This window comes from Pseudooceanicola sp., assembly GCF_041987405.1.
Classification (GTDB): domain Bacteria; phylum Pseudomonadota; class Alphaproteobacteria; order Rhodobacterales; family Rhodobacteraceae; genus Pseudooceanicola.
This window is the reverse complement of record NZ_JBHIWR010000001.1, coordinates 876,143-899,492: the sequence shown is the minus strand read 5'-3', so window position 1 is coordinate 899,492 and position 23,350 is coordinate 876,143. Positions and strand designations below refer to the sequence as shown.

The 23,350-nt window shown below is 65.1% G+C and carries 1 protein-coding gene (only partly in view); it reads left to right on the top strand.

What is annotated here, in order from left to right; genetic code table 11:
- Positions 1-23,350, top strand: partial view of a tandem-95 repeat protein gene (locus tag ACFC2Y_RS04000; RefSeq protein ID WP_375175343.1) — the 3' portion only. The gene continues 9,185 nt to the left of window position 1, outside the view; 23,350 of the gene's 32,535 nt are visible here — the last part of the coding sequence; the start codon falls outside the window, past its left edge; its stop codon occupies positions 23,348-23,350.

Sequence of the window (23,350 nt, the reverse complement as noted above, 5' to 3'; positions counted from 1 at the left end):
CGCGATTGTCGGCACGTTGCTCTTCTCCGATGGTCGCAGCCAGACCTTGGCCAACGTGGCCCGGGCCATTGCCGCGACCGACGGCGACGATCACATCATCATCCCCTCGGGTGCGCCGACGGGCGGGGCCGAACCGGGGACGGATGCCTTCGGGCGGGACGGCAACGACTGGATTGAAACCGGGCGTGGCGCGGATGTCATCTATGGCGGGCAGGGCAATGACCTGCTGCAGGGGCACAGCGGCGGCGATACCTATGTCTTCAACCCCGGCGACGGTCAGGACACCATCGAGGATGTCGAAGAGATCGCCAATGGCGTGGTGGACCGCATCCGCTTTGGCGCAGGCATTCAGCCCGAAGATATCGAGGTCCTGGCGGCGGGCCCTTCGGACCTAGTGCTCGGCATCGCGGGGACCAGCGACCGGCTGACCGTAAAGGGCATGTTCGGATCGGCCGGGCGCGACAGCCGGATCGAGGAGATCGTCTTTGCCGACGGCACCACCTGGTCGCTGGCGGATATCGTCGCAATGGTGTCCACCGGCACGCCGGACGACGATATCCTCGACATCGGCACCTCTCTGACCACCGACACGACCATGGCGGGCGGCGCGGGCGACGACCTGCTGGCCGGGGGGCGTGGCAATACCTCCTATCAGTTCAATCCGGGCGACGGCCGCGACCAGATCGTGGAGGCCGGAAACTGGTCCGGCTCCACCGATACGATCCTTTTCGGCGCAGGGTTCGCACAGGCGGATATGGTGGCCGTGCAGCAGGGCAACGACCTGCTTCTGCGCTTTGTCGGCAGCCCGGACCAGCTGCTGATCCGCGATCAGTTCGCCTACACCAATCCGCCGATCGACATCTTCCGCTTTGACGGGGCCATCGCGCTCAGCGCCACCGACATCGCCGGGCTGCTTGTAACGGAGGAGGCCGCGCAGCGCCTCTTGTCCCCGGCCAGCGGCGCCGATCCCTTTGCCGATCCGGCCTTCGCCCATGCCAATGGCGGCACGGGGGACGGCGACGGCGGGGACACGGGCTCCTCCGGCGGCAGCGGCGGCACCTCTGGCCTGCCGCGCAACCTGACCGCGACCGACGGCGTTGTGGACGTCTTTGAAACCTTCGTGCCCGAGATCGACGATGGCACAGCCCTGCTCACCATTACCGGATTCGAGACGGGCGATCTGGGCGACAAACTGGACATCCGCCTCGCCACCGGCCTGGCCGGAGAGGTCGTCGCCCGGCAGGAAGGCGCCGACACCTACGTCTTCTTTGTCGATGACGGGATAACCGACCTTGACGCCGCCCGCCGCCTGATCCGCCTCGTCGGCGTCGACACGGCAGAGTTGACGCTTGGCAACTTCAACGGCGCGCCCTTTGTCACCGCCCTGCCGCAGACGATCAACGGCACCGGCGACGCGGAGACCCTGACCGGGGGATGGGGCGATGACAGCCTCTACGGCTCCAACGGCGCAGACGAATTGAACGGCGGCCCCGGCAACGACTGGCTGCAGGGCGGGCACCAGAACGACACCTATATCCTCAATCCCGGCTTCGGGCAGGATATCATTCAGGACAGCGGTTGGGCCTCGAACTCCGGCGCGGATGTTGTCGCCTTCGGTCCGGGCGTCGACCCGAACGACCTTGTCGTCACCAAGGACGGGTTCGACCTGATCCTCACGTTCCTCGGCAGCAGCGACAGTGTTCGCCTGCCGAACTTTGTCAACAACTCCGACAATCGGATCGAGACTTTCAGCTTCGATGACGGCACGACCTTCAGCGACTATGACCTGATCGCCATTGCCTGGACGATGACCGACGCCGACGAACGGATCGACGGCAGCTACGAAAACGACGATCTGAACGGGCAGGGCGGCAACGACAGCCTCTATGGCAACAATGGCGAGGACACGCTGACCGGCGGCACCGGCAACGACTGGTTGCAGGGCGGTCATCAGAGCGACACCTATATCCTGAACGCCGGGTTCGGGCAGGATATCATTCAGGACAGCGGCTGGGCCTCGAACTCCGGGGCTGATGTGGTGGCCTTTGGGCCGGGCATCGACCCGGATGATCTGATCGTCACCAAGGACGGCTTCGACCTGATCCTAAGCTTCCTCGGAAGCGAGGACAGCCTCCGCCTGCCGAACTTTGTCAACAACTCCGACAACCGGATCGAGACCTTCAGCTTCGATGACGGCACGACCTTCAGCGATTTTGACCTTATCGCCCGGGCGTGGGTGATGACGGATGGCGACGAGCGGATCGACGGCAGCTATGAAAACGATGTTCTGAACGGGCAGGGCGGCAACGACAGCCTGTACGGCAACAATGGCGAGGACACGCTGACCGGGGGCACCGGCAACGACTGGTTGCAAGGCGGGCATCAGAGCGACACCTATATTCTCAACGCCGGGTTTGGTCAGGATATCATTCAGGACAGTGGCTGGGCTTCGAACTCCGGCGCGGATGTTGTGGCCTTCGGTCCGGGCATCGACCCGGCCAACCTCGTCGTGACGCGCGACGGCTTCGACGTGATCCTCAGTTTCCTCGGCAGCGAGGACAGCCTCCGCCTGCCGAACTTCGTCAACAACTCCGACAACCGGATCGAGACCTTCAGCTTCGACGACGGCACGACCTTCAGCGATTACGACCTGCTGGCCCGCGCCTGGACGCCGACCGACGGTGACGACCGCATCGACGGCAGCTATGAAAACGACGACATCGGCGGCGCGGGCGGCAACGACAGCCTCTACGGCAACAATGGCGAGGACACGCTGACAGGCGGCACTGGCAACGACTGGCTGCAGGGCGGCCATCAGAGCGACCGCTATGTCTTTGAACAGGGCTTTGGACAAGACATCGTCGCGGACAGCGGCTGGGCGTCCAACTCCGGCGCGGATGTCATCGCCTTCGGTCCGGGGATCGACCCCGCCGATCTGATCGTGCGGATCATCGGCAACGATATCGTTCTCGGTTTCGCGGGCTCCGAAGATCGCGTGACGATGCAGAACGGCGTCAGCAACAACGATTTCGTGATCGAAACGGTGACCTTCGATGATGGCACGACGATCGCCTATGACGATCTGCTGGCCATGGCTGCGTCTGCGACGGAGGGCGATGATTACATCGTCGGCGGCTCCAATGCCGACAGCCTCGACGGCGCGGGTGGCGACGACCAACTCTTCGGCGGCAGCCGCGAGGACACGCTTGAGGGCGGCGCGGGCTTCGACACTCTCCGTGGCGGCAGCCACGAAGACCTCCTCTCGGGAGGTGCCGGAAATGACAGCCTTCTCGGCGAAGACGCTCGGGACACACTGATCGGCGGCTCCGGCGACGACACGCTGCAGGGCGGTGATCGCGACGACACCTACCGCTTCTCGCTCGGCTTCGGGCGCGATGTCATCGACGAAAGCGATGGTTCGAACAACCGCTCCGGCACCGATGTGGTGGAGTTTGATGCAACAATCGCCTCCACCGATATCACGATCTACACCGACGGCGCCGATCTGATCCTGAAGGTTGCCGGGGCAGAGGACGAGTTGCGCATTGTCGGCACCGTCGACGGCGGCAACAAACGGGTGGAATCCGTGTCCTTCCCGGCAGAGGGGCTGACCTGGACGCACGCCGACCTGATCGCCGCCGCACTGCCCTATCCCGGCCCTTCGGGGACTCAGATCAGTGGCGACCCGACCTCCAACGAGTTGATCGGCGGGCCGGGCGACGACCTGATCCAGGGCCTGCCGATCGGCAGCGCGATGGACGGTGGCGCGGGCAACGATACGCTGGAAGGCACCGACGCGGATGACGTCCTGACCGGTGGCACCGGCAATGACATCAGTGACGGCGGTCTGGGCAGCGATACCTACCATTTCGCCCCGGGCGATGGTCAGGACACGATCAACGACAGCGGCGCGAATGTCGGGGACGGTTCCGGCAATGCGGATATCGTGCAACTGGGCGCGGGGATCGAGCCGACGGATGTTTCGGTCGAGACGCAAGGCGATGATCTTGTCCTGCGCATTCTGGGCTCTGAGGACCGCCTGACCATCATCGGCGGTGCCGATCCTGCGCCCGCCACGGGCGGTATCGACGCGCTGCACTTCGACGATGGGACGATCTGGGATCTGACCGAACTTCTGTCCCGCGCCGTGCCTTTCAACCCCGATGGCCAGATCATCGAAGGCACTTATGGCGAGACCGCAGACAACCTGACCGGCGATGACCGCGACGAGTTCTTCGACCTTGGCGGCCTGGACGATACGGTCGATGCGGGCCACGGCAATGACGAGGTCTATGCAGGCGACGGCGACGACGAGATCCGCGGCGGCAGCGGCAATGACGACCTCAACGGCGAGGGTGGCAGCGACCGGTACATCTTTGCCGCAGGCTTTGGTCAGGACACGATCTGGGACGGCGATTTCGGCGAGGAAAGCCCGCCCGTCAACGAGATCATCTTCGAGGCCTCTCTCGCGCCGACGGATCTGGAAGTGTTCTTCGACAGCGTCTTCGGTCAGCTCGTCCTGGGCTTCGCAGGCACCGCCGACCGCATCGTCATGAATTCCGGCTTCGGCGGTGGCGAAGGCGAAATCGAAGGCGAATTCGAGGGTGAGCTTGAGGGCGAGGAAGAGGTCATCGGCGACGGCCCGATCCAGCTGGTCACCTTCCTGCTCGACGGGACGACCTACACCTTCGAAGACCTGCAGGAGATGGCCCTGCCGCTGCCGACGGGCCTCTACTACGGCGACGATCAGCCCGACACGCTGGTCGCAGCGGGCAACGTCGCGCTGCTGCGCGGCTTCGGCGGCGATGACGAACTGGAAAGCCAAGGGATCAATGCCACTCTCGAGGGCGGTGAGGGCGACGATCAGCTGACCGCAGGGCTGGGACGTCAGATCCTGGACGGCGGTCCGGGTGACGATTGGTTTGTGGTCGGTGCGAACTTCGACCACGTCAGCTTTGCCTCCGGCAGTGGCGGCGGCTTTGACACGCTCGACCTGACGGCCTTTGCCTCGACCGATGTGATAGTGAATTACGACGCCCGCTACAACGCGCAGATCGTGATCCCGGGCACGGAAAGCCGCATCGTCGTCAGCAATTTTACCGCTCTGGAGGAGATCCTCTTCTCCGACACGGTCTGGACGAATTCGGACCTTTTCGACGCGGCCAGCACGACCGGTCGCAGCGGTCTGGACATCTATCCAAGCTCGGGCCAGGTCGATGTGGAGGGCGCCTCCGGCGACGACAGCTTGTCTGGCCGTTCGGGCAGCCAGGTGATCAGTGGCTACGGCGGCTCCGACCGGATCTTTGCCTCCTCGGGCAATGACACCGTGGACGGCGGGGCCGGGCATGACGACCTGGACGGCGGGCGTGGTGACGACACCTATCTCTTCAGCGCGGGCTTCGGCCACGACATCATCACGCTGGACAGCGACAGCGACGCCCTCGACGTGATCGAGTTCGACGCCACGATTCTGCCCTCGGAGATCCAGGTCTTTGACGTGATGGGAACGCTGATTCTGTCGCACAACAACGGCGCGGGGACCATTCAGCTGCGCGATGAAAGCGGCTCCGGCACCGCCGCCCCGATCTCCGAGGTGCGTTTCGACGACGGCACCGTCTGGACCGCGGCCATGCTGACGGCGATGGCGACGGCGCTGGACACCCCGCTGGACGGAACGGCGATTGCCGAGGCGCTGACCGGCACCGGCGCCGATGATCAGATCTATGGCGGCGCGGACAACGACACGCTGCGCGGCGAGGGGGGCAACGACACGATCGAGGGCGGCATCGGTTTCGACGACATCACAGGCGGTGCTGGCGACGACATGCTGAGCGACCTGGGCGGCGGGGCGGTCTACCGCTTCTCCGCGGGCTTCGGCCAGGACGAGATCGTCAACCTGCTGACCCCCTCCGCCACCTCTGCCATCCTGTTCGACGCCACCATCGTTCCCACGGATGTGCAGATCCTGGAGGAATGGTCGGGCGGCCCGATCCAGTTGCGGATCATCGGCACCGGCGACCGGATCAGCATCCGGGAATACGGCCCCGAGGATGGCGAATACGGCATCGACGAGGTCCGCTTTGCCGACGGCACGATCTGGACGGCCGAAGACCTGTCCGCCATGGCGGAGGACGTCGATACCCCCTTCATCAGCGGGGATAATCCGCCGGTGCCTGCAGGCGGGGCCGGGGACGACAGCATCGAAGGCACGTCGAACGCCAATGTCCTGGACGGGAACGGCGGCAATGACACGCTGATCGGCAGTTATGACAATGACACGCTGACTGGCGGGTCGGGCAATGACCTGCTGAACGGCGGGTATGACGACGACACCTATCTCTTCTCCGCCGGGTTCGGGCAGGATTTCATCGCAGATGGCGGTTGGTCCTCGGATGAGGATGTCATCATCTTTGATGCAACGATTGCGCCCGCGGATATCATCGTCGAGCTCTCCACCACCGACAGCGGCGACCTCGTCCTGCGGCGTCTCGGCTCAGACGATCGCATCACGATCGAAAACGGCGCGAACGAAGACTACCTGTCCGAGGTGCGTTTCGACGATGGCACTATTTGGTCCCATGCCGATCTGATCGCCCGGATCACCGCGCCCCTTGGCTCCACTGTCACGGGACCCGTCGGCGATGACACGATCACCGGAACCGCGCTGGACGACATTCTGGACGGGCTGCAGGGCAACGACAACGTCAGCGGTCTGGCTGGTGACGACCAGATCATCGGCGGCTCGGGCGACGATACGCTTGGCGGCGGCGCGGATGACGACGACCTGAGCGATCTGTCGGGCAATGAGACCTATGTTTTCAACGCTGGCGACGGGGTCGACCGGATCACCGATGCGGGCGGCACCGACCGGATCGAGTTCGGCCCCGGCATTGACCCCGCCGACCTGATCATCACGCAGCGCGATGCGACCGACATCATCCTGCGGATCGCCGGGACCGGCGATCGGCTAGAACTGATCGGCGCCTTTGCCTCCGCCGACAATGTGATCGAGAGCCTTGTCTTTGACGATGGCACTGTCCTGAGCCATGCCGATCTGCTGATCGCGGCCGTGGCGGGCGACAATGCCCCGTCCGAGATCGTGGGCACTCTGGGTCACGATACCATCGACGCCCAGGGCGGCGACGACACGGTCGAGGGCCGGGCGGGCGACGACGATCTCTTTGGCAATTCCGGTGCCGATCAGATCTTCGGCCAAAGCGGCGATGACACGCTGGATGGCGGCACCGGCGCCGATCTGCTGGATGGCGGATCGGGCGACGACGCCTATCTCTTCGGCCTCGGAAGCGGCAATGACACCGTCACCGATGCGGGCGGCTCGGACCGGATCGAGATCGCCGCCGGGGTCGCCCCGGCCGACATGCAGGTCATGCTGTCGGGCAACGACATCATCCTGCGGATTGCCGGAACCGAGGATCGCCTGATCCTCACGGGCGTGCTGAACAGCGCCGCGCGGATCATCGAGGAGATCCGCTTCAACGATGGCACGACCTGGACCCAGGCCGATCTCATCGCGCTGACCAATATCCCGACCGCCGACAATGACGTGATCGACGGCACGCCTCATGCAGACGTGATCGACGCGCTGTCAGGCGCGGATCAGGTGGATGCCCACTCCGGCGATGACGATGTCTCCGGCGGGGCCGGGGCGGACACGATCGAGGGGGGTGTTGGTAATGACACCGTCACCGGCGGCACCGGTCCCGACACGCTGACCGACAGCGCGGGGGACGACCTGTATCACTTCGCCCCGGGCGACGGGCAGGACGCGATCACCGATCACTCCGGCACCGACGCCATCCAGCTTGGAGCGGGCATTGCCGAGGCGGATGTCTATGTCACCCAGTCCGGCGGCAGCGACCTGATCATCCGGTTCCATGGCAGTTCCGACCGTATCAGCCTGATCGGCGCTCTGAACACGTCCGCCCGCGCAATCGAGGAATTGCGCTTTGACGGCGGCGCGACCTGGACCTTCGACCAGCTTGTCGCCCTGTCCAAGACGACCACGGATGGCGCCGACAGCATCCATGGCACCGCCATCGACGACACGATCGACGGCGGCCTGGGCCGTGACCTTGTCGACGGGGGCTCCGGCGACGACGCGGTCAGCGGCGGCATGGGGGCCGATACGGTCAACGGTGGCGACGGCAATGACACGCTGACCGGTGGCACCGGCCCCGACAGCCTGTCCGGCGGGGCAGGGGACGACACCTACCACTTCGCCGCAGGCGATGGTCAGGATACGATCAACGATGCCTCGGGCACCGACCGGATCGAATTTGCCGCCTCCGTCAGCGCGGGCGATGTCACCGTGCTGAAATCCGGCAACGACCTGATCCTGCGCTTCGCCGGGACCGAGGACCGGATCACCATCACCAATGGCGTGACCACCGGCGCGATTGAAACCGTGGCCTTCTCCGACGGCACGGAATGGGATCTGGCCGAGTTGCTGCGGCAGGCGAACACGGGCACTTCCGGCAATGACAGCATGACCGGCACCACCGGCGCGGACGCGATGCTGGGCCTCGCGGGCAATGACATGCTCGAAGCGCTGTCCGGCGATGACACGGTCGAGGGCGGTCTAGGCGCGGACTCCCTCTTCGGTGGCGCGGGCGGGGATGAGCTGATCGGCGGCAGCGGCGACGACCTGTCCACCGGTGGCGCGGGCGGCGACCTTTATGTCTTCGCGGCTGGCGACGGCGTGGACGAGATCGACGATCAGGGCGACGACACCGCCGACACGCTGCGGATCGAAGGCTATGCGCTGGAGGACATCCGCTTCAGCCAGACCGGCGCGGACGGCGCGGACCTGACAATCCGCTTCGACGGCAGCCTGGACCGGATCGTGGTCCGTGGCGCCTTCGCCGCCGAGGCGGCGGGCCGGATCGAGGTCTTCGAAATCACTGACAGCCTGTCGACCCTGACGCTGGACGAGGTGCAGACCCGCGTTCAGCCCGATTTCGGCACCGATGGCGCGACCTTCTACGGGGATAACACCGCCAACAGCTTCACCGGCACCTCGCTTGGCGACTATTTCGAAGGCGGCGCGGGCCCGGACAGCATGACCGGCGGCTCCGGCGACGATGTCTTTGGCGATATCGCGGCCGACGATGCGGTGGACGAGATGACCGGCAACGCGGGGCGCGACACCTATCGCTTCCTGCCCACCTCCGACCCCTCCGGCACCATTGCCGAAGACATCATCACCGATTTCACCCCCGGCGACGCAGGCGATGTGATCCGGCTGGCCTCCAGCACGCCGAACCCGTTCACCTCCGGGCGGCTGCAGATCGTGCAGGATGGCGCGGACACCGTAATCCGCCTGGTCGCGGATGAGGGCGGCGTGCAGCCCGTACTGCGCCTGCTGGGCGTTCTGGCCGACGACCTGACCCCGGCCAATTTCGGCGGTGTCGAACTGACCGTCGACGACAGCGGCATCATCGACGGCGATGATCCCACGCTGCTGGAAGGTGGCCCGCTTGGGGATCTGATCGACGGCAACGGCGGCGCGGATACTATCCTGGGTTTCAACGGCGACGACACCATTGCCGGTGGCGCGGATGGCGACAGCATCTCCGGCGGGTTCGGCAACGACCGGATCGCGGGCGAAGAGGGCCACGACGTCATCACCGGCGGCGCGGGCGACGACACGGTCACCGGCGGGGCAGGCAATGACACGCTGACCGGCGGCGATGCGGATGCGGAGTTCGCGGGCAACGACGTCTTCTCCGGTGGCTCCGGCGATGACGAACTGAATGGGGGGGCGGAGAATGACATCTACCTCTTCGGCGCCAATGACGGACGCGACACGATCACCGATGCCGGCGGCACCGACCTGATCGAATTCGACGCCTCTGTCCTGGCGGGTGATGTGGCGGTTGTGCAGCTTGGCGACGACCTGGAACTGCGCGTGCTGGGCGGCACCACCCGGATCCGCCTGATCGGCGCGGTGGCCGATCCGGCCGGCACGGATATCGAGGCCGTGGCCTTTGACGACGGCACCACCTGGGCGCGGGCCGATCTGCTGTCCCGGGCCATGCTGGCGACGGAGGGGGATGACGACCTCACCATTCTGGCGGGCAACGAAATTGACGCGCTTGGCGGCAATGACACCGTCACGGGCAGCGCGGGCGACGACACGGTCACCGGCGGGGCGGGCGATGATCTGCTGAAGGGCCGTGGCGGCAACGACACCTACCGCTTTGGCCTTGGCGACGGTCAGGACCGGATCGAGGATACCGAGGGCAGCAATGTCATCGAACTGGGCGCCGGGATCACCGAGGCGGATGTGCGGATCGTGCGCGGCCTGCCGACCGTGGTGCTGGAGATCATCGGCACCGGCGACCGCATCGACCTGGGCTGGCAGCCCGATCCGGCGATGGCCATCGGCGAGGTCCGTTTCGAGGGCGGCGCGATCTGGACCGCACAGGACCTTGTGGACATGGCACTGGCCGGCGGGCCGGGCGACGATGTCATCTTTGGCACCGGCGGGGCGGAGACCCTGGCCGGTGCGGGCGGCGATGATCGCCTGATGGGCCTGTCGGGCGATGACGAGCTCTCCGGCAACGCGGGCGTTGACCTGCTGGACGGTGGAGAGGGCGACGACACCTACCACTTCGGCCTCGGCGACGATCAGGACCGGATCATCGACGCGGGCGGCACCGACCTGCTGCAACTGGGCACAGGCATCACCACGGCAGACGTGCGCGTGTCGCAAAGCAGCGATGGCAATGCGATCATCCTGCATGTCGGCACCGACGGCGACCGCATCCGCATCGACAACGCCCTGGGCGACGAACGGATCGAAACCGTCCGGTTCGAGGACGGTACCGAATGGACCGTGCCCGACATGATCTCGCGCGTGGCGACGCCGCTGGATGATTTCATCTATGGCGACAATACCGCCAACGACCTCTCTGGCGGGCTGGGCGACGACCGCATGTTCGGCGCGCTTGGTAACGACACCTATCGCTTTGCCGCCGGCGATGGCCGCGACATCATCCGCGACGGCTCCAGCTCCTCTGCAGACCGTCTGATCATCACTGGCTATGGCGAGGCTGACCTGCGCTTCACCCGCCTGGGCAGCGACAGTACCGATCTGGCGATCCAGTTCGCGGGATCGGACGACCAGATCATCATCTCCAACGGGCTGCGCACAAACGGGCGCGGCATCGAAGAGATAATCCTCGACGACGAGGGCACCACCCTGACGATCCCCGATGTTCTGGCGCGTCTGGTGACGGAACAATCCTCCGACGGCGACGACACGGTCATCGGCACCGATGGCAACGACGAGATCGCAGGCGGACCGGGCAACGACCTGCTGGTCGGCCAGAACGGCAACGACACCTACATCTATGCCAGCGGTGACGGCGACGACCGGATCGAGGCCCTGGGCCGTGGCAACAGCGTGGTGGAGCTGACGGATTACACCCCCGAGGACGTCTCCTTTGCCCTGCGGGCGGGACCGACCAGCGACGATCTGGTCATCCTGTTCAAGGAGCCCGCTGACCGCCTGGTCCTGGTCGATGCGCTTGGCGCCGCCAACGGGTCGCCGGGCAGCCTGATCATCCGGTTTGCCGACAACACCGTCTGGACCCGCGCCGAAATGCGCGCCCGCGCGTTGGAGGACATCCAGACCGACGGGGACGATTCCATCTTCGGCTTCGACGGGGCGGATACCGTCGATCTCTCGCTCGGCGATGACTTTGCCTCCGGCAACGGCGGCAGCGATCAGTATCTCTACGAACTGGGGGACGGCCACGACTGGATCGAGGATGCCAGCGCCTCACCGGGCGATCTGGATATCGTCAACCTTGTCGGGTTCGACCCGGCTGCGGCCACCGTGACACGCCTCTTCCGGGGCAGCGAAACGATCGAGTTGCGCTTTGCCGGGAACAAGAGCGACAGCCTGACCCTGATCGACGCCATGGCCCAGGACGGTCGCGGTGTGGAGGAATTGCATTTCGACGACGGCACGATCTGGACCCGGTCCTCCATCCTCGCGCTGCTCGCAAATTCCGCGCCGGTGGCGAATGATGATGGCTTCTTCGCCGTCATCACCGGGCTGGAGCTGGTGGTCCGGCTGTCGGACATCCTGGGCAACGACGTGGATGCAGATGGCGACCCGCTGCGCATCGTGGATGTGGACGCCAGCCCGGACGGCACCGCCATGATCGACGGCGACGGCAATGTCCGCTTCACCTCGGTCGCGGGCTTTACCGGGGCGACGACGATCCGCTACCGGATCACCGACGACCGCAACGCCTTTGACACCGCCGCCATCAAGATCAACGTCCGGCCCGAGGCCGAGGCGCATGATGACTTCGGCTTCACCGTGGCCGAGGACGACTTCCTGGCGATCAGCGCCGAGCGGTTGCTGTCCAATGACACCGACGGCGACCGGATGATCGTCGGCCAGGTGCTGGACGCCATCGGTGGCACGGTTGCCCTGACCAGCGACGGCAATATCGGCTTCACCCCGGATGCGGATTACAACGGACCCGCGCAGTTCACCTATGCCGCCAACACCCCCGAGGGCGGCCGCGCCGAGGGCATAGTCCATATCGACGTCACCCCGGTGAACGACGCGCCCGAGGCGCGCAACGACAGCGGCCTGTCGACCGACGAGGGGACACAGCTGATCGTCAGCGCCGCGGCCCTGATCAACAATGACGTGGATATCGACGGTGACCTGCTGTCCCTCGTCTCCGTCACGCCCTCCGCCAACCTGCAGGTGTCGATCAACGCCGCGGGCAATGTCGTCATCGACCCGGTGGACGATTTCTTCGGCCAGGCGAGCTTTGACTACACGGTGGCCGACCCCTCGGGCGAAACCTCCACCGCGACGGTCACCGTCACGGTCAACCCGGTCAACGACGCCCCCGTGGCCCGCGATGACCGGTTCGAGGAGACCCAGGCAGGCGGTCCGATCCTCGAAGACAACCCGATCATCATCAACATCACGCAGCTGATCGCGAACGACACGGACCTCGAGAATGACGAGCTGACCCTGATCGGCGTGCGCAACGCCGACGGTGGCCGGGCGACCCTGCTGGACAACCAGACGGTCCTTTTCGAGCCGGGATCGAACTTCAATGGCGAGGCGAGCTTCGTCTACACGATCGACGACGGTCAGGGCGGCACCGCCTCGGCGACGGCCACGATCGTCTATCAGCCGGTCAACGACCGCCCCAATGCGCGCAACGATCACTATTCGGACGAAGACCTCTACTTCCTCACCGGGCCGCAGAACACGCCGATCTCCATCCCGATTGCCGAACTGCTGAAGAACGACTTCGATATCGAAGGGCTGGCCGTGTCCTTCGAAACCGCCACCGGTGCGGTCAATGGCGATCTTGTTGTCGAGGGCGAGACGATCATCTTCACCCCCGACGCCGGGTTCGTCGGCGAGGCGACCTTCGGCTATTCCATCACCGACCCCGAGGGCGCGGTCGACGGGGCGCTCGTCACGCTCTTTTTCGAGGCGACGGAAAACGCGGCCCCCGTGGGGGTCCGCGACCTGATCTACATCGCCGAAGACATCCCGACGGTGATCAACCTCGACACCCTTCTGGCCAATGACACCGACGTCGATGGCGACACGCTGCGCGTTGTCGGCTGGCGCCCGCTGAACGGTATCGGCGATGCCTTCAAGTTTGGCGGCCAGGCGGCCGGGCCGCTGAACGGCACGATCGAGGTCAACGCTGAGGGCAACCTGCTCTTCACGCCCTTCATCGACGCCAACTTCTCCTCCGGTTTTGTCTATCTGGTGACCGACGACAACGACGGCACCGCCGAGGTCTTTGTCGATATCGAGATCATCCCCTCCAACGACGATCCCACGATCATCGAGGACCCAGGTTTCGTGACCCCCTTCGACATTCCGCTGATCATCCGCGCGGCCGATCTGATCTTCAACGATTTCGACATCGAACAGGCCGACCACGATCTGGATGGCACGCGCGACGATGATCTGGACGATCCCGACCGCGCCCGCCCGACCTTTGTCGGCGTCGACGCGATCCTCGACCCGCTGGAACTGGCGCAGGGCAATTGGGTCAGCGTCGGCAGCTTTGAACTGGTCGAATTCCGCGGCGAAGAGTTCCTGGTCGCGCGCTTTGACGAGGGCTTCACCGGGCCGGTGGTCATCGAATACCGCATCGCGGACGAGGAAGGGCTGGAAGACACCGGCTTCGCCTATGCCACCGTGTCGGACTACTACGGGATGGAGCTGACCGGCTCGCCGCTGATCGACTATCTTGAAGGCAACGAGCTGTCGGAACGCATATATGGCTACCGCCGCGACGACTGGATCGTCGCCAAGGCCGGGGATGACACGATCACCACCAGCGCGGGCCGCGACCTGATCCATGCGGGCTCCGGCGATGACGTGATCGACGCCGGGGATGATGCCGACGAAATCCATGGCGGCGACGGCTTTGATATCGTTCAGTTCTTCGGATCCAACACCGGGGTGCGGGCCGATCTGTCGACGCTGATCGGGCAGGGCGGCTATGCCCAGGGCGACCTCTACACCGGTATCGAGGGTTTTGAGGGCACCGATTTCAACGACACGCTCGGCGGCGATGCAGGGGACAACCTGCTGGACGGCAAGGCCGGGAATGACGAGTTGGAAGGCCGCGAGGGTGTCGACACCCTGCGCGGTGGCGCGGGCGACGACCGCGCGGATGGCGGCGAAGGCGGCGACGAGATCGACGGCGGCTCCGGCGATGATACGGCCAGCTATTTCTCCTCCGACGCGGGTGTCGACATCTCCCTCGCCGATGGCACGGCAAGCGGGGGCTGGGCCGAGGGCGACACCCTCACCTCCATCGAGAACCTCGAAGGGTCGGAACATGACGACCGGCTCGAAGGCGATGCGGGCGACAATGCCCTCATGGGCTTCCGCGGGATGGACAGCCTCTATGGCGGCTCCGGCGACGACCTGCTGAATGGCGGCCGCGATGCCGACATGCTCTTTGGCGGGGCGGGCACGGATACGGCGGACTACACCCTGTCGCTGACCGGGATCACCATCGACCTTGCGGCCGGTACGGCGGCAGGCGGCGATGCCGAGGGCGACATTTTCGACAGCATCGAGATCATCCAGGCCAGCTATCACGACGATACGCTGCGCGGTGACGAGAACGACAACCGGTTCCGTGGCAGCCGCGGTGCCGATCTGATCGACGGTCGCGGCGGCTTTGACACCGCGGATTACGCCCGCGCCGACGAAGCGGTGGAGGTCAACCTGGCCTCCGGTTTGGGTCTGGCGGGCGAGGCCCTGGGCGATCAGCTCTTCTCGATCGAGAAACTGATCGGGTCGATCCATGCCGACACCTTCACCGGCAGCGCCGGGGACGAAGTCTTTGACGGCGGCTTTGGCAACGACCTGCTGATGGGGGCCTCGGGCGATGACATCTATCTCTTCGGCTTCGACAGTTCCGAAGACAGGATCACCGAACAGGGCCATGCGGATGACATCGACCGGTTAGTCCTGGGCGAGGGGATCGAGACCAAGGATATCTCCGTCCTGCGCTTCGGCGACGACCTGTTTGTCGAGGTCGAACGCGACGACGGCTATCTGATCGACACGGTCACCGTCACCGACCATTTTCGCGGCACCGAAACCGGGATCGAGGAGATCGTCTTTGCCGATGGCACGATCTGGACCCGCACCGATATCGAGGACCGCCTGCGCGAGGGCCGGTTCAACGCGGCGGACGATATTTTCCGCCTCGGGATCGAGGATGAGATCGCGGTCATCGACCCTGCTACCCTGATCGAGAACGATGCCGAAACCGGGGTGGAGGATCTGATCCTCGTCTCCGTCCAGGCCGCCCAGGACGGCACCGCCTGGATCAATGCCGATGGCATGATCGAATTCCTCGGCGCGCAGGATCACAACGGCGATGCTTACTTCAGCTACACCGTGCGCGATCTGCTTGGCCGGGAATCCACCGCGCGGGTGGAGGTCAACCTGGCGCCGGTCAATGACGCGCCGGTCGCCAACGACGACCCCATGGTCTACGGCGTGGAGGACGAGCCGCTCCGTATCCGGATCGAGAACCTGCTGGCCAACGACTATGACGTCGATGGTGATGCGGAACAGGAAGGCCTGCGGATCAAGGAACTGATCCCGCTGGTCAATGTCGATGGCGAAGGGTTGCGCCCTTATATCAAGCGGCCGGAATATGACGGCTCCGCCACCGACGCTACCTGGAAAATCGACGGCCAGTACATCGAACTGCTGTCCCGCCCCGACTACTTCGGCTTCGCCGGCTTCCAGTACGTGCTGGAGGACAGCAGCGGTGCCACCGATACCGCCAGCGTCGAGATCTATTTCGCCCCGGTCAACGACGCCCCCCGTATCCGCGACAGCAAGTTCGTCCTGAAACTCGAAGAGACGACCGAGATCACCGTCGATCAGCTGATGGCCAAGGTCTATGACATCGAGGGCGACGATTTCGAATTCGTCGATCTGCACCTCGCGGCGGACGGCAATGCCTCCAAGAACGGGGTGGAAGTCTTCGACCCCTCGACCGGCATCATCGAGTTCACGCCATTCAATCTGGGCAACGCCTCGCTCTCCTTCGACGTGATCGACGCGCGCGGGGCTGAGGCGACGCTGGAATTCCTGATCTGGGTGCGCCCGCAGAACCTCGACCCGAACGCGCGAGACGACTACGGCCTTCGCGCGCTCGAAGACGAAACGATCCTGATCGACCCGGCAACACTGCTTGCCAACGACAGCGATCCGGACGACGACCCGATCACCTTCGAAGGCGTCTATCGCTTTGCAGAGAACGGCAAGGTCATCGTCAACGACGACGGCTTGATCGAGTTCGCCGTGAAGCCGAACTACAACGGCCAGGCGAGCTTTGAGTACACGATCAGCGACGGGCGCGGCGGCTTTGACACCGCAGTGGCCCATATCACGGTGCTGCCCTTCAACCATGGTCCGGAACTGCGCAACGACGTTGTCTTCGGCATCGAGGACGGCCCGCAATATGTCATCCCGGCGGAGGCCTTCGGCAACGACCTGGACCTCGACGGTGACGTTATCTTCTTCGACGGCGAGGTGCTCCTGGGCGCGCTGCCCTATCGCTTCCTCTCGCCCGACTACACGGTCGAGGCGAAATCGGCCAACAACACCGACCTGCCGGACTGGCTCTTCTTCGACGAGGCCACGCTCACCTTCTCCGGTATCGTACCGGACGATCTGGTCGACCCGGTCGAAGTGGCGGTCTTCCTCAAGGATATCGGCGGCGGAGCCGTGCATCCCTTCCGCTTCGAGTTCGGACCAGGCAACGCCGACGCCCTTGCAGAGGGCCGGTCGGTCGAAGAAGAGGTCATGGGCGGCTTCCGCATCCGCGAGGCCTTTGACTGGTCGCTCGACGAAGACGGCGATGACGTCGCAACCTTCGACATCTCCGAAGGCAGCTTTGCCGCGCAGGTCAATGGCGGGCGTCCGTTGCCCTCCTGGCTGCATTTCGACGCCGAGACCCGGATGCTGGAACGTACCGGCTTTGACCCGGACGAGGACGAGGATCCCGCCCGCGTGCAGATCGTCTTCACCCCGGAGAACCTGCCGGAGTTGGACGAGGACCAGTATTACGCGACCGAACGCGGCTTCACCGTCGAATTCCTGATCGACCCGGCGGATGCGCTGGACGACACGCTGGCCGCGATCAACACGCTGCTGGCGGGCGATCCGGCGCTGGAGGCTTCCGGCCTGCTCGGGCTCGACCTGTCAGCGGCGGCTGCCATGACCGCCACCCGCGAAAGCGGCGCGCCGCTGAACGACTGGCTGAGTTTCGACGCCGACACGCTGAGCTTCACCGGCATGCCGCCCTCGCATTTCGTGGGGGCCGTGCCGCTGCGCATCGACGTGACCGGGTCGGGCGATCTGCCCAGCCTGTCGATCATCACCGAGGCCGTGGTGGATCAGATCATCGAGGTGGACGAGGATGCGGGCGATGGCGCGCGGATCTTCGGCCAGCCGGACCGGATCGACGTCACCACACCCGAGGATTTCAATGGCACGCTGATCTTCAGCTATGGCGCGACAGACGAAAAGGGCGGCACTTCCGAAGAGCCCGCGCTGATCGCCTTCAACGTTCTGGCCGAACGCGAGGCGCCGGTGGCGGGCGAGGACCTGGTGGAACTCGTAGAGAACGGCCAGGTCACCTTTGCCGTTGCCGACCTGCTGGCCAACGACCGTGACGACGATGGCGATCCCCTGCGGATCACCGGCTTTGGCGATCCTGCCAATGGCGCCATCACCGTCACCCTGGGCCGCGTCACCATGGCGGCCCCCGCCCTCGCACCTCTCGCCGGCGGCACCTGGGCCGCGACGCTCGCCGATGGCGCTGACCTGCCGGACTGGATTGCGATCGACCCCGCGACGGGCGAATTGACCGCCGATGTCCCCCTCGACGTGATGCAGACGCTGTCGATCCTCTTCACCCTCAGCGACGGCACCACCACGCATAGCGACACGGTCGACGCGGCCTTCGACGGCAATGCCGAGGCCACCGTCACCTATGTCCCGACCGCCGATTTCTGGGGCGAGGACCCGCTGAGCTATACGCTGACCGACGATGCCGAAGGCCCCTCCACCGGCACCGTCATCCTCGACGTCGCCTCGCGCCTCGACCCGCCGCTGGCCGTGACCGATCGTTTCGAGGTGGACGAGGACAGCTTCATCATCCTCACCCCGGCCGATCTGCTGGCCAATGACATTGACGTGGACGGCGACCCGATCCGCTTCCTCAGCGTGCAGGACGGAATCAACGGCACGGTCACCTTCGACGGGACCGACATCCGTTTCACCCCGGCGGCGGATTTCTCCGGCAAGGCCAGCTTCACCTACACCGTCACCGACGACACCCATGGCGAAAGCACCGGCGACGTCGAAATCACGGTCCGCAGCACCAACACCGCCCCCGAGGCCGTCACGGATGTCTTTGCCACGGTGGAGGACACACCGTTCGAATTCTCCATTGCCGACCTGCTGGACAACGACACGGATATCGACGGCGACACGCTGAGCTTCGTCTCGATCCAGAGCTCCATCGCGGATGCCCGGATCATCGAACTGCCCGACGGCCGCTATCAGTTCGTCCCGGACGAGAACATCTTTGGCGAGCGCAGCTTCAGCTATTCGATCACCGATGGCCGCCTGACCGACCGGGGCACCATCACCTTTGACATCGCCGCAGTGAACGACGCCCCGATCGCCAATCCGGATGGGCATTTCCACGGCGATCAGGACACGCCGCTGGTCATCGACTTTGCCGACCTGATCTTCAACGACCGCGATGTCGAAGGCGATGCCTTCCAGATCGTCGATGTCTTTGACGGCGACAACGGCACCGTGACCCGCGATGGCGACACCGCCGTCTTCCTGGGCCGCGAGGGCTATTTCGGCGATGGCGGGTTCCATTACCGCGTGACCGACGAACACGGGGCGACAAGCACCGGCTATGCCACCGTGCTGATCTTCCCCGAGTTTGACGTGCCGGTCGCCGTGTCGGATGCCGGGTTCGAGATGCTGGAGGATACCTTCCTCGACATCGACCCCGATCAGCTTCTGGCCAATGATGAAATCCCCCTCGGCTCCGACGTCACCTTCCTTGGGCTGACGGGCCCTGGCGTGGAGGAGTTGGACAACGGTCTCTACCGTATCACGCCCGATCCGGATTTCTTCGGCACGCTGATTCTGGAATACCGCATCACCAACGAGATCGGCTTCGAGGTCCCGGCCTCTGTCACGATCGAGGTGCTGCCGGTCTCCGATGCGCCGGTCGCGGTGGACGACCGCTTCTTCCTGGTCGAGGATCAGCCGCTGGTCATCTTCACCAGCGACCTGACCGGCAACGATTACGATGTGGATCGCCAGGCCTTCACCCTGACCCGCATTTTCGACGCCGTGGGTGTCACGGTCCAGGATCTGGGCGACGGTCAGTTCCTGATTACCCCGGACGAGAATTTCACCGGCATCGCGGGCTTCGACTACGAGATCAAGGACACCACCGGCATCGCCGCCCAGGCCCATGTCACCGTGGCGCTGGAGGCTGCCAATGATGCGCCGGTCATCGCCGATCCCGGCGTGCTTATGGGGCTGGAGGACGAACCCCTCTCCATCGCGCTTGGCGATCTGGTCACCGATGCCGACAGTGACGCGCTGGTTGTGGAACTGCGCGGGCCGGGCGGTCTGGCCATGCCTGCCTGGCTCAACTTCGATGCGGAGACCCGGGTGCTGAGCGGCACGCCGCCGCAGGATTTCAACGGTGAAATCCTGATGGAGCTTTTCGCCACCGACGGGATCGAGGACGCGCTGCGGGCGCTGACCCTGAACATCGTCCCGGTGAACGACGCCCCGGTCATCACCTCCGACGCGGGGGCGGCCACGGCGCTGCACACCATCTTCGAGAATTCGACCGGCGTGAGCACCGTCACGGCCATGGATGTCGACGGCGACCCGCTCGGCTTTGCGATCACCGGCGGTGCCGATGCCACGCTCTTTGCCATTGACCCGACAACTGGCGAACTCACGTTCGTCGCGCCCCCGGACTTCGAGGCACCGACAGATGCGGGCGGCGATAACCTCTACGACGTGACGGTCGCGGTCTCCGATGGCCTGGCCATGGCGGAACAGCAGATCAGCGTCGCCGTGCTGAACGTCAACGAAACCCCGGTCATCGCCGATCCCGGGCCGCTGACCGGCGAAGAGGATCAGCCGCTCGTGATCGACCTTTCCGGTCTGATCACCGATCCGGAGGATGATCCTCTGCAGGTCGCGCTGACCGGCGATGGTGCGGCGGCCCTGCCGGGCTGGATGTCCTTCGATTCCGAGACTCAAATCCTCACCGGCACCCCGCCGCAGGACTTCAACGGCGAGATCCTGCTGGAGCTTTCCGCCTCCGACGGCGCCAAATCCGCGCTGCGCGATCTGGTCCTGACACTCACCCCGGTGAACGACGCGCCTGTCTTCACCTCTGGGGACGCCTTGGATGTCGCGGAAAACACCACCCTCGTCGCGACGATCACCGCCGAGGACGTGGATGGCGATGCCCTGCAATACGCCATCGCGGGCGGGGCGGATGCGGCGCTCTTCACCATCGACACGACCAGCGGGGCACTCGCCTTCCTCAGCGCGCCCGACTTCGAAGCGCCAACGGATGCAGACGGCGACAACGCCTATGAGGTGACCGTCTCCGTCACCGACGGCGAAGAGGTGGTGGCGCAGCAGATCACAGCCACCGTCCAGAATGTGAACGAGGCTCCGGTCATCACCTCTGACGGCGGTGAGGCGACGGCGGCGCTCTCGGTGACGGAGAACACCACTGGCGTCACGACCGTTGCTGCGCAGGACGTCGACGGCGATCCGCTCAGCTACGCCATCGCGGGTGGCGCGGATGCCGCGCTCTTCACCATCGACCCGACGACCGGCGCTCTTGTCTTCAACGCCGCGCCGGATTTCGAGGCTCCGGCGGATGCGGACGGCGACAACATCTACGACGTGACGGTCGAGGTCTCCGACGGCGCCATCACGGATAGCCAAGCGATCAGCGTCACCGTCACGGACGTGAACGAAGCGCCGATCATTTCCGACCCCGGCCCGCTGAGCACCTTGGAAGACCAGGCGATCTCCCTCTCCCTGGCCGGGCTGGTCTCCGATCCGGATGGCGATACCCTGACCGTGACCCTGCGCGGGGTTGCCGCGTCGGCGCTGCCCGGCTGGATGGCCTTCGACCCCGACACGCTTGTTGCCTCGGGCACGCCGCCGCAGGATTTCAACGGCGAGATCCAGCTCGAGCTCACCGCCACCGACGGGATCGAGGAGGTGCTGCGCGCGCTCACCCTCACCATCCAGCCGGTGAACGACGCCCCGGTCATCACCTCCGACGGCGGAGAGGCGACAGCAGCGCTGACCGTTGCCGAGAACACCACCGATGTCACCACGGTCACGGCGGGGGATGTCGACGGCGACGCCCTGACCTACGCCATCACCGGCGGCGCGGATGCCGCGCTCTTCACCATCGACCCGACGACCGGCGCGCTGGCCTTCCTCGCGGCCCCGGATTTCGAGGCCCCGGCGGATGCGGACGGTGACAACATCTACGATGTCACGGTTGAGGTCACCGACGGCACGGCGACCGACAGCCAGGCGATCAGCGTCACCGTCACCGACGTGGACGACACGAGCCACGAAGTTGTCGAAACCGACGACGACGGCTCGCAACCCTGGGCCTCGCGGACCCGGACCTATGACGCGGAGGGTAATCTCGTCGCAGAGCAGGTGGTCTATGACGATGATCGTGTCCGGACCAGCCAGTATGAAGATGGTCAGCGCGTCTCGGATAGCTGGGTGGATGTGGCGGGCCGCTATGGCTGGGCCGAACAGACCCGGACCTACGATGCCGAGGGCAATCTGCAGCAGAACCGGCTGATCAATAACGACGGCCTGATCTACGACACCCATTACGAAGACGGGGTGCGCCAGTCGAAAACCTACGAGGACGTCAACGATCTGCGCACCTGGGACACGATGTCGGAGAGCTACGATGCCGACGGGCTGATCGAAAGCCGGACCATCACCTACGACGATGGCCGCGAGGCCGTGCTGACCTTCACAGGGGCCGTGATCCGCAGCCAGGCCTACCCGGACCGGGGTGGCGGCGGCATGACCGAAATGGTGCGCTATGACTACGGCAACACCCTGGTCCGGAACATCATTGACGGCGTGGTCCGTAGCGAGCGCGGGATTGATGGCGCCGATGTCTTCGACTGGAAGTACACCACCGCTCTCTATGACGAGACTGGCGTTATCGAGCAGGAGGTTGTGGAGAACGACGACGGCTCCGTCGTGACGACGCTATATACCGACGGCGTGCGCCAAACGATGGAGATGGCCGATCCGGACGATTGGATGCCCTGGCAGAGCATCGTCGAAACCTATGATGCCGCCGGCATGCTGACGACCCGCACCACCGTCTACGACGATGGCCGCGAACAGGACGCGCAGTATGATGCGGGCGTGATCGAAAGCGTGGACCTGGCGGACCTGTCGGACGAATTCGTCTGGACGACCCAGACCGCCACCTATGACGCCGGAGAAGTCACGAGCCAGCAGACGGTCTTTGACGATGGCATCACCGCCACTTCCGACTTTGTGGACGGGGTGATCCGGACGCTGCTTGAAGAGGACACCGGCGACATCGTGGATTGGCTGACCCGGACGACCACCTATGACGAGGCCGGTGTCGCGACGCAGCGGGTGACCGAGTTCGACGATGGCTCGACCGATACGCTCATTTACTGA